Origin of the sequence: Massilia sp. DWR3-1-1, from assembly GCF_049898325.1 — a bacterium.
Classification (GTDB): Bacteria; Pseudomonadota; Gammaproteobacteria; order Burkholderiales; family Burkholderiaceae_D; genus JAFCUW01.
This window is the reverse complement of the sequence record NZ_JAFCXL010000003.1, coordinates 223,069-236,897: the sequence shown is the minus strand read 5'-3', so window position 1 is coordinate 236,897 and position 13,829 is coordinate 223,069. Positions and strand designations below refer to the sequence as shown.

Sequence of the window (13,829 nt, the reverse complement as noted above, 5' to 3'; positions counted from 1 at the left end):
GGACGGCCAGGCGCGCGGCCTGCAGGTTTGTTCGGGCGGCGCGCCTTGCAAGGCGCGGCCAGCCAAAGGCATCAGGCCAGGGCGGGGGGCGCGCGCGATTGCGCGGCGCGCCAGATCGCCAGCGGACGTGGCGACTGGTAGAACAGGACGGGGTGAGTCGCGGCAGGCAGCAGCAGCGGGACCGACCAGGCCGCGCCCGGCGGCAAGGCGACAGCGTCGGCGTGGGTGGCGCAGAACGGGCAATGCTCGAGGTGGACGGGGTCCTGGGACGGATCGGCCATGTCGAGCTGGACCATGCGACTGCCGCTGGCGCTGCAAATCTGCGTCCAGCCACCGGCCGGCGCGGCAGCGGCATTCGCTTGCGACAGCGTCGGCGCGAGCGCGCCAAACAGCATCGCCAGGCAGGCGAGCCAGGCGGCGAGGCGGCGATGCAGTGTGTTCAATCCCATGGGCGAAAGTATAACAGCCTGCGGCGCAGCCGGGAACCGGCCAGGAAGGGACTCGGCCAGGAAGGGACTATTAGAGCCCCTGCTGGCGCTGCAGCGCGCGCGCCTGCCAGTCGTCGGGCACGATGAAGCCGCGGCATTGTTCGACCAGCTCGCCCGGCGCCGCCCCCGTCGACGCCGCCATCGACGCCATCGACGCCACCATCACCGGCGCGGGGCTGAGCGCGAACGCGGCGGCGACGGCGTCGGCCAGGCCGGCGCCGTCGAGCAAGGCGGCATCCGCCTCGATGCGGTACGGCGCCAGCCATTGCAGGCGCGGCAGGATCACCCAGTCGGCCGCCGCCATGCCGGGCACAGCGGCCAGCGGGCACCAGAAACCGCGGCAATGGCCGCTGGCGATGCCGGCCATCGGGGTCGCCGGGGCCGGATAGAACAGCCAGCCCTTGACGAGCGCGCGGGCGCGCAGCACGGGGCGCGCCAGCAGCGCCTGCGCCGCCGGATGGTCCGCCAGCGCCAGTTGCTTGCCGAGGATCTTGCGCATCTTGGCGCCCAGGCTGTCGGCCAGGTTGGGGCCGATCAGGGTGTCGAAGCGCGAGGCGGCGTCGCCCTGCAGCAGGTAGAACTTGGTGGCCAGCTCGATGTGCTCGACGCCCGCCGCCCGCGCTCCCTCGCCGTCGCCCTCAAGCTCGAGCAGGAAGTCGAATTCGCCCACCGTGTCGTTGCGGCTGGCGCGCACCTGCAAGCCGTGCGCCACCAGGCGGCCGTGCGCCTGGTAATAAAACGCCATCAGCTGTTCGGCGTACAGGCCCAGGCGGGTGTGGGGGCGCGCACCGAGCGCCGCCAGCAGGGGCGCCGGATCGCGCTCGAGCCGGTCCAGCCACTCGCGCAGGTCGGCCGTGATGGGCGTGGGCGCGGCCAGCTTGCCGGCCCATTCGGCGGCAGCGGGATCGAGCAGGTCGGGCGAATCGAGCAGCCAGGCCAGCGCGCGCACGTGGGGATTGTGCAGATGACCCCAGCGGCGGGTGAAGCCGGCCTGGTAGGGCGCGGCGCGCTCGTTCAGGTCCGGCCCGGGCATGGCGATGCCGTCACTGCGGCCGTCCATGGCTGGCGCGCGCCAGGCACAGGTCGGCCCAGGCTTGCGCCTTGTCGGCCCCGCGCCGCAGCAGTTCGGCCGGGTGCAGGGTCGCCACCAGGGCGGCGCCGTTGAACTGGTGGACCGCGCCGCGCGAGCCGGCCAGCGCTTGCTGGGCCGGCTGGTCGAGCAAGGCGTTGGTGGCCACCTGCCCCAGGGTGAGCACGACGCCGGCGCCGCACAGGGCCAGTTCGCGTTCGACGAAGGGGCGGCAGGCCTGGATTTCGTCGGCCGTGGGCGCCCGTTCGCCGCCGCTGGCGCTGCTCAGGCGGCACTTGACCAGGTTGGTAACGTAGACGTTTTCCTCGCGCGAGAGCTGCACCGCCTTGAGCATATTGGCCAGCAGTTTGCCGGGCGCGCCGGCCAGCGGCTGGCGCTCGCTTTCATCCTGCGTGGTGGTGGCGCCCGCCACCACCATCCACACGGCCGCGCGCGCGCCGTCGCCGGCCACGCTCTTGCGGCCGTCCTTGCAGCCGCAGCGGGCGCAGGCGGCGATGGCGTTGTTCAGGGTGCGCCAGTCCATCTGGCCGATGTCCGCGTCAAGCTGGGGCGCGTCCGCTTCGGGCGCTGGCGCCACCGGGGCCGCTGGCGCCAGCGCAACGGGCGGCGCCGCGCTGGCCAGCGCCGCGCCGCTGTCGGTGCTGTCGGTGGTGATCGCGCTGGTCGCGCTGACCGCGCGCGCCTGCCACAGGGGCGTGATGCCCATCTCGGCCAGGAAGGCGGCGTCGCGCGCGCTCAAGGGGGCCGGCTGCCCCGCTGCCAGTGGCGACTGGTCGCTCATAGCACGAACCGCATCACGATCGCCTCTTCGCGCTGGCCATTGTGGGCCGGATAGTAATTCTTGCGGCGGCCGATTTCGGCAAAGCCATAGCGCCGGTAGACGTCCAGCGCGCGCAGGTTCGACGGCCGCACCTCCAGCAACACCGATTCGGCGCCCAGGCCGCGCGCGCAGGCGGCCACCTTGTCGAGCAGGTAGCGACCGATGCCCTGCCCCTGGCGCGCGCCGGCCACGGCGACGTTGAGCAGGTGCGCTTCGTCGACCGCCAGCATGAGCAGGAAGTAGCCGGCCAGCGCATCGCCGTCGTGCAGCGTCCAGGCGCTGTAGCCGGATGCCAGCGAATCGACGAAATTACCGCGCGTCCAGGGATGCGGGTAGACCGCCTGCTCGATGGCAAACACGGCGTCGAGGTCGGCCATGACCATCGGCGCGTACGTCAAGCGGTCGACACCGTCCTGCGCGGCCGCGCTGGCGGGCGCGCTCATGCGGCGGCAGCGGCGGCGGCCGCCTTGTCGGCGTTGATGACGAGCCGCTCGGCGCTGGTGAACGCGATCTTGTTGCGCAGGTAGAGCGGCTGGGCGTCGGCAGCGGCCACCGAGCGGCCGGCGGCGAACTCGATGGCGGCCAGCGCGGCAATCGCGCCGGCGTGCGGCATGACGTCAAGAGCAAGGGCGGCGTCCGCGAAGGCGTCCGGGTAGGCAGTGAAGCCGTTGCCGCAAGCGGTGGCGGTGACGGCCGGCGGCACCGCGCCGGGCGCGGCCAGCGCCGGCGCGTCGAGGATGCGCCAGCCGGCACCGTCGTCGTGGCGGTAGCGCGCCCAGTACACTTCGCCCATGCGGGCGTCGAGCACGGCGAGCACTTCGTCGGCACCGCTGGCCTCGCGGCAGCGCTGCGCCATCGCCGCCAGCGTCACCACCGGCACCACCGGCAGGCCGGCGCCGAAGGCGAGGCCCTGGGCGATGCCGGCGGCGGTGCGCACGCCCGTGAAGGAGCCGGGGCCGGCGCCGTAGGCGATGGCGTCGCAATCGGCCAGCACGATGCCCGCTTCGGCCAGCAGATCTTGCACCATCGGCAAAATCGACTGCGAATGGGTGCGCACGCCGGACGATTCGCGGCTGCGCAAGGTACCCTCGCGCAGCAACGCGCAGGAAGCCAGTTCGGAGGAAGTTTCAATGGCGAGAATGGTAAGCATGGCGTATTTTACCCTGCGCGGCGGGCGTCGCGGCGCCCCGCCGCCGCCGAAAAACCGCCGGCACGGTAGAATGCGCTCATGCACAGCCTCACTCTCGACCAGGACAACCGTTCCGAACTCGCCGCCGGCCTGGCCGAAGGCGGCTGGACCGTCGCCTGCCTGTGTGCCGGCTGGTGCGGCACCTGCGGCACTTACCGGGCCACGTTCGAGGCGCTGGCGGCGCGCCATCCGGCTCTGCGCTTCGTCTGGATCGACATCGAAGACCAGGCCGATATCGTGGGCGACCTCGACATCGACAACTTCCCCACCCTGCTGATCCAGCACGACGACACCGTGGCGTTTTTCGGCACCGTGCTGCCCGACGCCGCGCTGGCCGAGCGCTTGCTGGCGGCGCAACTGGCCACCTCCAGCGACGACCTGGGCCGGCTGGCCACCAGCACCGCAGAGCGGCGCGACTGGCAGCGGCTGGGCAACCTGAAAACCCTGCTGGGCTAGATCGCTAGCTGGTCGGCGCCAGCCGCAGCGGCAGGCTGCGCAGGCGCTGCCCCGTCAGGATGAACACCGCATTGGCCACCGCCGGCGCCACCGGCGGCACGCCCGGCTCGCCCACCCCTTCGGGCGGCGCGGCGCTGGCGATGATGATGGTGTCGACCTGCGGCGCCTGGCCGATGCGCAGCACCGGGTAGTCGTGGTAGTTGCTCTGTTCGATGCGGCCGTCCTTGACGGTAATTTCCCCACCCAGCGCCGCCGACAGGCCGAACACCACCGCCGACTCCATCTGCTGGGCGATGATGTTGGGGTTGACGGCCAGCCCGCAGTCGATCGCGCAGACCACCCGGTGCACGCGGATGGCGCCATCCTCGATCGACACCTGCGCCACCTGCGCGACGACGCTGCCGAAGCAGGCGTGCACGGCGACGCCGTGGGCACGCCCGGCCGGGGCCGCGCCGGCCGCTTTCAGGGCGGCGTCGAGCACGGCCAGGTGGCGCGGCTGCCTGTGCAGCAGGGAGCGGCGGAAGGCGGCGCCGTCCTGGCCGGCCGCATGCGCCAGTTCATCGACAAAACTCTCCTTGAAGAAGGCGTTGTGCGAGTGGCCCACCGAGCGGAAATAGCCGATCGGGACGGCGCTGGCGACGATCTCGTGGGCGATGCGCTGGTTGGCGATGTCGTAAGCCATGTCGTACTCGCCCTCGGCGGCGGTCTTGTCGGGGCCCAGCCCGGGCAGGCCCAGCGAGCGGGGGAAATACTGGTGGCCGATCGAGCCGCTCACCGAATGGTTGTCCCAGCCGTGCACCTTGCCGGCGCCATCGACGCTGCCCGTAAAGCGCGCCAGCGCGGCCGGCCGGTAGACGTCGTGCATCATGTCGTCCTCGCGCGTCCAGATCAGTTGCACCGGCATGCCGTCGGCCGCCGCCGCCGCCGCCACCGCCTGCGCCACCATGTCCACTTCGAGGCGGCGCCCAAAACCACCGCCCAGCAGCAGTACCTCGATGGTGACGTCCTCGCGCGCCACCCCGGCCACCTTGGCGGCCATGTCGACGGCGATGCTGGGCACCTGGGTCGAGGCCCACAGCTTCACCTTGCCGCCGCTGACCTGGGCGGTGCAGTTGATCGGCTCCATGGCGGCGTGGGCCAGGAAGGGCGCGCGGTATTCGGCGCGGAGGGTTGTCAGGCCGGGGCCAGAGAGCGCGTCCAGGCTGCCCGCGCTGTGGTAGACGTGGCCGTCGCCGCGCCCGCCGTTGGCGTCCAGGCGCGCGCGAAATTGCTGGAAAATCGCCTCGGTCGACAGCCTGGCGGGGCCGGCATCGCCGCTGCCCGCAGTCCAGCTGACGGCCAGCGCGGCGGCCGCCTGGTGCGCGCCCCACCAGGTGGTGGCGATGACGGCCAGGCCGGCGCCGGCGCCGCTATGCTTGCCCAGCGCCGCCGAAAAATTGATCACCGCCTTCACCCCCGGCCGCGCGCGCACGGCGCTGGCATCGACCGTGCCGACGCCGGCGCCGATCACCGGCGCCATGCGCACGGCCGCATACAGCAGGCCGGGCGGACGGGCGTCGATGCCGAAGCGGGCCGCGCCGGTCACCTTGGCGGGACTGTCGCGGCGCGGTTGCGGCCGGCCGATCAGGGTGAACTGGGCCGGCGTCTTGACGGCGACCGCGTCCGCATCGATATCGACCGTTGCCGCCCGCGCCGCCAGGCTGGCGTAACTGGCCGTGCGGCCCGACGGATGGCGCACGAAGCCGCCCTCTGTGGTGCAGCTGGCCGGGGCCACCTGCCAGCCCTCGGCGGCGGCCGCCACCAGCATGGCGCGCGCCAGCGCGCCCGCTTCGCGCATCGGTCCCCAGGCGTCCCTGACGCTGGTCGAGCCGCCCGTGAACATCAGGCCCAGTTCGCGCCCCGCCTTGGCCAGCAGGTGCTCGGCGCCGTCGCGCAGGGCGCCGCGCTGGTCCGGATGGAACGGCAGCATGTCGCGCATCAAGGCCACATTGGCGTAGATCTTGTCGATCGGCGCGGCCATCAGGCGCACCATCGACAGCGGCATGTCGAGTTCCTCGGCCACCAGCATGGGCAGCGCCGTGTGCACGCCCTGCCCCATTTCGCTGCGCGCCACCACCACCGACACGCTGCCGTCCGCTTCGATCGCCAGCCAGCCGTTGAGCGCCACCGCGCCATCCCTGACCGGCAGCGGCTGCGCCGTGCGCAGGCGCTGGCGCGGCGGCAGCAGGCCGACGCCGACGATCAGGGCGCCGCCGGCGGCCAGGCCGGCCAGCAGGAAGCCGCGCCGCGCGCGGTTTTTCGGCGCGCCGCGGAACAAGGCCCTCACGGCGTCACCAGCCAGTGCTCGAGCAGGTCTTCGGCGCGCCCCGGCCGGGCAAAATAATAGCCCTGGGCGTGGCGGCAGCCGTGGCGCTGCAGGAAGATCGCCTGCTCTTCCGTTTCGACCCCTTCGGCAATCACCGACAGGTTCAGGCTCTTGCCAAGTTGGATGATAGCGATGGTAATGGCCTCGTCGTTACTGTCGGTTGAAATGTCTTCGATGAAGCTGCGGTCGATTTTCAGGGTCTGCACGGGCAGCTGCTTGAGGTAGGCCAGCGACGAGTATCCGGTGCCGAAGTCGTCGATCGCCAGGCCCACGCCGATGCCGTGCAGGTCGTTGACGAAGGCCAGCGCGTCGCCCGTGTTCATGATCACCGACTCCGTCACTTCCAGCTGCAGGCGCTGGGGCGCCAGGCCCGTCTCGCGCAGGATGGCGGCAACCATGCCGACGATGCTGCCCCGTTCGAACTGGCGCACCGACAGGTTGACCGCCATTTTCGGCACCACCAGGCCATGCTGTTCCCAGGCGATCATCTGGCGGCACGCTTCTTCGAGCACCCATTTGCCCAGCTGGTTGATGAAGCCGGTGTCCTCGGCGACGGGAATGAAGCGGCAAGGCGGCACCAGGCCCAGCTCCGGGCTTTGCCAGCGCACCAGCGCTTCGACGCCGATCAGGCGGCCCGATTCCATGTCCACCTGCGGCTGGTAATTGAGGAAGATCTCGCCCTTGTCGATCGAGCGGCGCAGCAGCGCTTCCAGGCGCAGGCGCTCGACGCCTTCGCCCGACATCGACGGCGCGTAGAACTGGTAGCCGTTGCGCCCGCGCGCCTTGGCCTGGTACATGGCGACATCGGCATTGCGGATCAACAGGTTGGCATCGCTGGTGTCGAGCGGATAGACGCTGATACCCACGCTGCCGGTGACGAACAGCTCGTAGTCGGCGACCATGAAGGGCTGCTCGAACATGGCGACGAGCTTGCCGGCGACGCGGCCGGCGCCGTCGGCGTCGACGTCTTCGAGCAGCACGATGAATTCGTCGCCGCCCAGGCGCGCCAGGGTGTCGCCCTCGCGCAGCTGGGCCGCCAGCGCCAGCGCAACCTGCTTGAGCAGCTCGTCGCCGACCTGGTGGCCGAGCGTGTCGTTGACGTTCTTGAAGCGGTCCAGGTCGATGAACAGGATCGCCAGCTGCGCGTGCAGGCGGGCGGCGCGCTGCAGCGCGTGGGCCAGGCGGTCGTTGAACAGCACCCGGTTCGGCAAGGCCGTCAGCGGGTCGTGGTGGGCCATGTGATCGAGCTTGTCCTGCGACTGTCTCACCTTGGTGATGTCGCTGAAGACGGCGACGAAATGGGTCACGTTGCCGGCGGTGTCGCGCACCGCCGAGACGGTCAGCGACTCCAGGTAGGTGACGCCGTCGCGCCGCACATTCCAGATTTCGCCGCGGCCGAAGCCGGTGGCGGTCAGCTCATCCCACAGGCCGCGGTAGAACGGCGTGTCGTAGCGGCCCTGGCGCGACAGGCTCGATGGCAAGCCCACCACCTCCGCTTCGGTGTAGCCGGTGATGCCGGTGAACGCCGGGTTGACGGCGACGATGTGTCCGGCCGTGTCGGTGACCATCACGCCGTCGGCGATATGCTCGAGCACGGTCGCCGACAGGCGCAGTTTTTCCTCGGCCAGCTTGCGCTCGGTGATGTCGGCGAACACCCAGATGCTGCCTTCCTGGGGCCGCAGGGGATCGACCGCGAAGCCGCTCACCATGCACCAGAACAGGCTGCCGTCGCGGTGGCGGTACTGGCGCTCCTCGGTAACGTACTTGCCTTCGGCTAGCACCGCGTACTGGTCCTGGCCGGCCACCGCAAAGCCGTCGTCGGCGGGGAAAATCATGGCCGTCGAGCCGCCCGTCATGCTGTCGTTGGCATAGCCGAACAACTGTTCGCAGCGGCGGTTGACCGACACCACGCGGCGGTGGCGCACGAACATCACGCCGAACATGACGTTGTCGAGGATCGCGCCCTGTTCGGCCAGCAGGCCCTCGATGCGCATCTCGTTGTGTTTGCGCTCGCTGATATCGGCGACGATGCCGTCGACCCAGACGGCGCCGGCGTCGCACTGGGGCTGGCCGTTTTCCGACACCCAGCGCTCGACGCCGGTGGCGTCGATGATCCGGTATTCGATCTCGTAGGCCTGGTTGGCGGCCACCGCCGCGGCAATGGCGCGGCGCTGGCGGCGGCGGTCCTGCGGCGCGATGATGTCGGCCCAGCGCGCGGTGGGACCGCCGATCAGCGCCGCCGCCGGGTAGCCGCTGATCTCTTCGATGGCGTCGCTGAGAAATTCGATGGCGCCATCGGGCCGGAAGCGAAACACCGCGCCCGGCATCTGGTTGACGATGGTGCGAAAGCGCTCCTCGCGCTTGCCGATATCGTCGAACAGTTCGCTGATGGCGACCCGCATCTGGTCCATCTGGCTGCCCAGTCGGCCCAGTTCATCGGAGCCGAGCGGCGCCAGCGGCGTTTCGAAGTCGCCCCGCGAGAGGCGGTCGGAAAACTGGGTCAGGGTGCGCAGGGGCTTGAGCAGGCGCTTGTTGAGGAACACCACGATCAGCAGCAGGGAAATGCTGATCTGGCTGGCCAGCACCAGCGCAAAATTCGATTGTTTGCCGCGCAACTCCTGCTGGCTGCGGGCGTCGTCCATGGCCACCGTGACCTGGCCGATGCGCTCGCCCCGCACCAGGATCTCGCGACTGGCCGTCAATACCGTGCCACTGGCCGGTCGCGACGAGCGCACGTGCATGAAGGCGGTGTCGTTCTGGCCCGTCACCCGAATTTCCAGCATCGACGGATCGCGCATGACGGAGTCGCCCAGCGAGCGGGCCGAATCGGCATTCATGTTCCACAGCGACTCCTGCATGCCCAGCGCGAGAATGTCGGCGTTGCGTGCCAGCGCTTCATTCAGGGCCGCGCGCGCCGACTTCTGCTCCTGCACGCCGATCAGCAGGTAACTGCCGACGATCGCGGGCAGCACCAGGCCACCCGCGATCACGAGCAGCATGGCGCCATAGATGGACAGGCCATAGAACGCGCCCAGCCGGGCGCGCAGCGAGCGGGTGGTCTTGTTAGCCATGCATGGATGGGAACATCATCGCGTCGCCCGCAGGCGTCATCCTTGTTCGAAGTGAGCTGTTAATGATGACATAGAATTGCCAAGATGTAATTATCACGTAAATTCACAGCGTCGTCATCAAAACATTGCTCAATGGGTAAATACGCGACACAGAGTTGCAGCGCGCCAGCGAGATCGGCGTGGCCTTGCTATCATCGCCGCACTTTACTTAAAGGAATTACCATGTCATTTTCCATGTACAACGCTTCGGCGCCCGTGTTCAAACAAATCCTCGGCGGCCTGTCGGCCGTCATCGACAAGGCCGAAGCCCACGCCGTGGCCAGGAAGATCGAGCCGGACGCCCTGTTGCAGGCGCGCCTGTATCCCGACATGTTCCCGTTCGCCCGCCAGGTGCAGATCGCCTGCGACTTCGCCAAGGGCGCCGCGGCGCGCCTGGGCGGCGTCGAGGTGCCCAAGTATGACGACACCGAAGTGTCGTTCGCCGACCTGAAAGAGCGTATCGCCAAGACGCTGGCGTTTGTCGACAGCGTGCCACAGGACGGCATCGAAGCCTCCGCCGGGCGCGACATCACCACCGGCAGCGGCGACAAGGCCAAGCAGTGGAAGGGCCAGACTTACCTGGTCCACTACGCCCTGCCCCACTTTTATTTCCATTCGACCACTGCTTACGATATTTTGCGGCATAACGGCGTGGAAATCGGCAAGAAAGACTTCATCGGCAGCTTTTAAGCGCGTCAACAGCGGGGCTGGCGACCGCTTACTTGTTGCGCCGCGGGTAGCCCTGCGCGAGGATGCGCTGCCACACCAGTTCCTTGGCGGCGGCGTCCATCGACACCCAGTGCGCCACCTCGACGACGCTGCGCCCGCAGCCGCGGCAGATCTCGTCGAACGTCGTCGAGCACACCGCCACGCACGGCGTGTCCGGGCGTGGCGGCATGGCGGCGGCCAGCGGCGTGTCCGGGCTGTCCGTCACGGCCGTCACGGCAGGGGCCCGACGTCGAGCTTGTCCCAGCCTTCGTGGCCCAGCGCTTCCATGGTGGCGATATTCTTCTCGAAAATCGCTTCCGCTTCGGGGAAGGCCTCGACCGCGCGGTCGATGCTCTCTTCGCGCAGCAGTTGCAGGACCGGGTACGGGGCCCGGTTGGTGTAGTTTTCGATATCGTTGATGTCCGTATCGGCGAACTGGTAAGCGGGGTGGAAGCTGGCGATTTGCAGCTCGCCGTCGAGGTGCATGTCTTCGACGGCGGCATCGGCCACGTCGAGAAACTCGTTGAAGTCGAGGAAATCGCCGAGCACCCAGGGGTGGATCAGTAAAGTGGTGTCGACCTGCTCGGGATCGCTGTCGGAGAGCAACTGCAACTCATTCATCAATTGTTCAAGCAAGACTTCGGGCGTGCTCGCGTTCGACACCACGTAGCGCACCTGGCGTTTGACCTGCACGGCCTTGGCGAACGGGCACAGGTTCAGGCCGATGACGGCGCGCTCGACCCAGCGTTCGACGGCGCCGATGATCTGCTCGTCATCGAGGTGGGAATTTTTGCTCATGAAACACTTTCGGTGGGAAGGACGCGGCGATTGCCGCGCCAAAGGTAAATTGTACGGCAGGTCGGGCGCGGCAAGCATCCTTGCGCCATTTAATCAGCGTGACAAGGCCCTAGCCGACCAGCAGCCCCAGGCCGGCCAGCAAGTCGGCCGCCTGGCGCGCCGAGATCATCGCGCCCTTGAACGGCTTGACGTCGGTGAGCGCCAGGCCGGCCAGGTTGACGCTGCGCAGGTCGGCGCCATCGAAGCGGGTCTGGCGCATCTGAATCTGGCCCAGGCTGCCCCCTTCAAACACGGCCTCGCGAAAATCGCAGCCGGACAGGTCGGCGCCGGAAAAATCGAGTTCGAGCAAATGGGCCTTGCGAAACGACATGCCGCGCAGGTCGGCGCCGGCCAGCAAGGTATTCTTGAAAACCAGGCCCAGGTGGCTGACCTCCTCGAAACTGGCGCCGGTGAGCTTGGACATGTCGAAGCTTGCCGAGGCCAGCTTGGCGCGGCGCCACTTGCTGTTGTTCAGGTCGCACGAGACGAAGCGGGCGTCGACCAGGTCGGCCGATTCGAAATCGGCTTCACGCCCGCGACAGGCGCGCCAGCTGCTGTCGCCCAGCCGGGCGGCGTAGAACGAGGTTTCGGCAAACTGGCAATGCTCAAAGCGGCATCCCTGCAGGTTCAGGCGCGACAAGTCCTCGCCGCTGAAGTCGCAATGGCGAAACGTGGGCACGGCGCCGCCGGCGATCGATTCTTCCAGTTGGCTGCGGGTGAGGGTGGCGTTTTCGTGGAGGGTGGTGGCGGTCATGGATGGCGGTGTCGGCGCGGTGCCGGAAAAATAGATAAAAGCATCGAACAATGCGGGCGGCCATTACCATGCCGGGAATCGGCCAGAAATTCAATGGTGTTCACCCATTTTTGAAGCAAGGCTCAGTATGTCCATACTGGTATTGCATTGTTTGCTGGCAGTAAATAATACGGCGCCTGCTATCGGGGCCGCCCGGGCGCGCGGCGCCAGCGCGCTGCCGGCACGATACTCCCGGGGGTATATGCGTAAATATATGCCCGTCCGCAATGTAGAAATATCATCGTTTCGTCCATACTCCCTGTCCGCCCACCTTTCAAGGGGAAAGCGCGGCAGCCTTGATGTTGTCAGAATATTTGCTATTTGAACGGCATTAAGGCTTGACTCATCCGAGAAGTGGTACGTACACTCGGCACTTATCCTTCGTCAGTCCAGATCAGCGGACGCCACAATGGAAGCACATGCAAAAAATGACTTGCAAGACCGTTACGTCGGCAGCACTGATTCTCATGCTCGCCCCCGCCCTGTCCCAGGCCACTGATATTGCCAATCCTTCCGCGCCCGTGTTCAATCCAGGCACGGCACGCTACGCCTCGCAGCCCATCGGCGCCGCGCTCAAAGTCGACGATTACAAGGAAGCGGACCTGTGGGGCCGCATCCGCACCGGCTACGCCATCCCCGACATCAGCAACGAGCTGGTGGCCAAGCACGTCAACGCCTACGCCGCCCACCCCGACTCGCTCGCGCGCACCTCGGCGCGCGCCTCGCGCTACCTGTTCCACGTCGTCACCGAACTGGAAAAGCGCGGCATGCCGACCGAACTGGCCTTGTTGCCCGTCATCGAATCGGCCTTCAACCCGCTCGCCCTGTCGAGCGCCAACGCGGCCGGCATGTGGCAGTTCGTCCCTGGCACGGGCAAGGATTTCAATCTCAAGCAAAACATGTTCAAGGACGAACGCCGCGGCGTGCTGGCCTCGACCGATGCCGCCTTGAGCTATCTGCAAAAGCTGTACGGCATGTTCGGCGACTGGCAACTGGCGCTGGCCGCCTACAACTGGGGTGAAGGCAACGTCCAGAAAGCCATCAAGAAAAACCAGGCGCTGGGCAAGCCCACCGATTTCGAAAGCCTGGCCGAGCTGATGCCGGCCGAAACGCGCAACTACGTGCCCAAGCTGCAAGCGGTCAAGAACATCATTGCCAATCCGGGCCAGTACAACGTCAGCCTGCCGCCGATCAGCAACGAAGCGTATTTTACGGCCGTCGACAAGACCAGCGACATCGACCTGACCGTGGCCGCCCAACTCGCCGAAATGTCGGTGGACGAATTCAAGGCCTTGAATCCCCAGTTCAATCGTCCCGTCATCACGGGCGGCGAACAGACCAAGATCTTGCTGCCGAAAGAAAACGCGGAAAAATTCACCGCCAACCTGGCCAACTGGGGCCACGCCCTGTCGAGCTGGACGACGCATAAAATTTCCGGCGCCCGCGAAAGCATCGCCAGCCTGGCATCGCGCTTCTCCACCACCCCGGAAGTGATTCGTCAGGCCAACAATATCCCCGCATCGACCCAGCTCAAAGCAGGCTCGACCATCCTGGTGCCGAAAATTTCCAGCTCGGCCACGGGCGACATCGCCGAACAGGTGGTCGACAACGCGGTGATGGCCTTCGAAGCCGAACGCAGCGGACGTCGTGGCGCTGCCGCCAACCGCCCCCTGACGGGCGCGCAAAAACTCAAGGCGCGCGCCGCCGAAGCGGTGGCCGCCATCAAGAACCGGGTCAGCGGCAAAGGCGGCAAGACCGTGCTGGCAGACAAGCAAAACCGGCGTCAGAAAAACGACGGCTAAGGGTCTTAACCGTTGCAAAACGGCCAGCCATGCTGGCCGTTTTGACGTGTGCCCTGCTGCAAGACGGATCAATCTGCGCGCGCCATGCAGCAGACGCTTGTCATATCCAGTGAAACTACTGTATAGTGACGTTTGTGCGCTGCAATACGAATCACCAACCCCGCCAGTGCG

13 protein-coding genes are annotated in these 13,829 nt (G+C 67.6%); 3 read left to right on the top strand and 10 right to left on the bottom strand.

Annotated features, from left to right (window positions below):
• Positions 1–71: 71 nt before the first annotated feature.
• The 5 genes from ACP7EY_RS05200 to tsaB form a co-directional block, all read right to left on the bottom strand.
• Positions 72–449 (bottom strand): DUF2946 domain-containing protein, encoded by a 378-nt coding sequence (locus tag ACP7EY_RS05200; protein ID WP_426191169.1) that lies wholly within the window; start codon positions 447–449, stop codon positions 72–74.
• Between the two features lie 70 nt (positions 450–519).
• A complete protein-coding gene (locus tag ACP7EY_RS05195; protein WP_426191167.1) occupies positions 520–1,548 on the bottom strand; it encodes a DUF1853 family protein in 1,029 nt (342 codons plus the stop codon).
• On the bottom strand, positions 1,532–2,359 hold the full coding sequence (locus ACP7EY_RS05190) for a uracil-DNA glycosylase (RefSeq protein ID WP_426191165.1): 828 nt from the start codon (positions 2,357–2,359) through the stop codon (positions 1,532–1,534). The genes ACP7EY_RS05195 and ACP7EY_RS05190 overlap by 17 nt, the downstream gene beginning before the upstream one ends.
• Positions 2,356–2,841 carry a ribosomal protein S18-alanine N-acetyltransferase gene (gene rimI / locus ACP7EY_RS05185; protein WP_426191163.1) on the bottom strand — a complete coding sequence of 162 codons (486 nt, stop codon included), beginning with the start codon at positions 2,839–2,841 and terminating at the stop codon, positions 2,356–2,358. Before rimI ends, ACP7EY_RS05190 begins: the two co-directional genes overlap by 4 nt.
• Positions 2,838–3,548: a tRNA (adenosine(37)-N6)-threonylcarbamoyltransferase complex dimerization subunit type 1 TsaB gene (gene tsaB, locus ACP7EY_RS05180; RefSeq protein ID WP_426191161.1), complete on the bottom strand. Its 711-nt coding sequence runs from the start codon at positions 3,546–3,548 to the stop codon at positions 2,838–2,840. The genes rimI and tsaB overlap by 4 nt, the downstream gene beginning before the upstream one ends.
• Positions 3,549–3,626: 78 nt before the next feature.
• Here tsaB and ACP7EY_RS05175 point away from each other — a divergent pair, with 78 nt between their 5' ends.
• On the top strand, positions 3,627–4,043 hold the full coding sequence (locus ACP7EY_RS05175; RefSeq protein WP_426191159.1) for a thioredoxin family protein: 417 nt from the start codon (positions 3,627–3,629) through the stop codon (positions 4,041–4,043).
• Positions 4,044–4,047: 4 nt separating this feature from the next.
• On the opposite strand, the gene ACP7EY_RS05170 is transcribed toward ACP7EY_RS05175, so the two are convergent.
• A complete protein-coding gene (locus ACP7EY_RS05170; protein WP_426191157.1) occupies positions 4,048–6,369 on the bottom strand; it encodes a molybdopterin cofactor-binding domain-containing protein in 2,322 nt (773 codons plus the stop codon).
• On the bottom strand, positions 6,366–9,479 hold the full coding sequence (locus ACP7EY_RS05165) for an EAL domain-containing protein (RefSeq protein WP_426191155.1): 3,114 nt from the start codon (positions 9,477–9,479) through the stop codon (positions 6,366–6,368). The genes ACP7EY_RS05170 and ACP7EY_RS05165 overlap by 4 nt, the downstream gene beginning before the upstream one ends.
• Positions 9,480–9,701: 222 nt before the next feature.
• Between ACP7EY_RS05165 and ACP7EY_RS05160 the strand changes: the two genes are divergently transcribed.
• The gene (locus tag ACP7EY_RS05160) at positions 9,702–10,208 is read left to right on the top strand and encodes a DUF1993 domain-containing protein (protein ID WP_426191153.1); all 507 of its coding nucleotides are present in this window, start codon (positions 9,702–9,704) and stop codon (positions 10,206–10,208) included.
• Positions 10,209–10,236: 28 nt separating this feature from the next.
• On the opposite strand, the gene ACP7EY_RS05155 is transcribed toward ACP7EY_RS05160, so the two are convergent.
• The 3 genes from ACP7EY_RS05155 to ACP7EY_RS05145 all read right to left on the bottom strand — a co-directional run bounded on the left by ACP7EY_RS05155 (position 10,237) and on the right by ACP7EY_RS05145 (position 11,817).
• On the bottom strand, positions 10,237–10,416 hold the full coding sequence (locus tag ACP7EY_RS05155) for a DUF1289 domain-containing protein (RefSeq protein WP_426191238.1): 180 nt from the start codon (positions 10,414–10,416) through the stop codon (positions 10,237–10,239).
• Between the two features lie 41 nt (positions 10,417–10,457).
• A complete protein-coding gene (locus ACP7EY_RS05150) occupies positions 10,458–11,024 on the bottom strand; it encodes a DUF1415 domain-containing protein (RefSeq protein ID WP_426191151.1) in 567 nt (188 codons plus the stop codon).
• A gap of 109 nt (positions 11,025–11,133) precedes the next feature.
• Positions 11,134–11,817: a pentapeptide repeat-containing protein gene (locus tag ACP7EY_RS05145; RefSeq protein ID WP_426191149.1), complete on the bottom strand. Its 684-nt coding sequence runs from the start codon at positions 11,815–11,817 to the stop codon at positions 11,134–11,136.
• Between the two features lie 458 nt (positions 11,818–12,275).
• On the opposite strand from ACP7EY_RS05145, the gene ACP7EY_RS05140 reads away from it, so the two are divergent.
• Positions 12,276–13,658, top strand: a complete 1,383-nt coding sequence (locus ACP7EY_RS05140) for a transglycosylase SLT domain-containing protein (RefSeq protein WP_426191147.1) — start codon at positions 12,276–12,278, stop codon at positions 13,656–13,658.
• Positions 13,659–13,829: the final 171 nt, after the last annotated feature.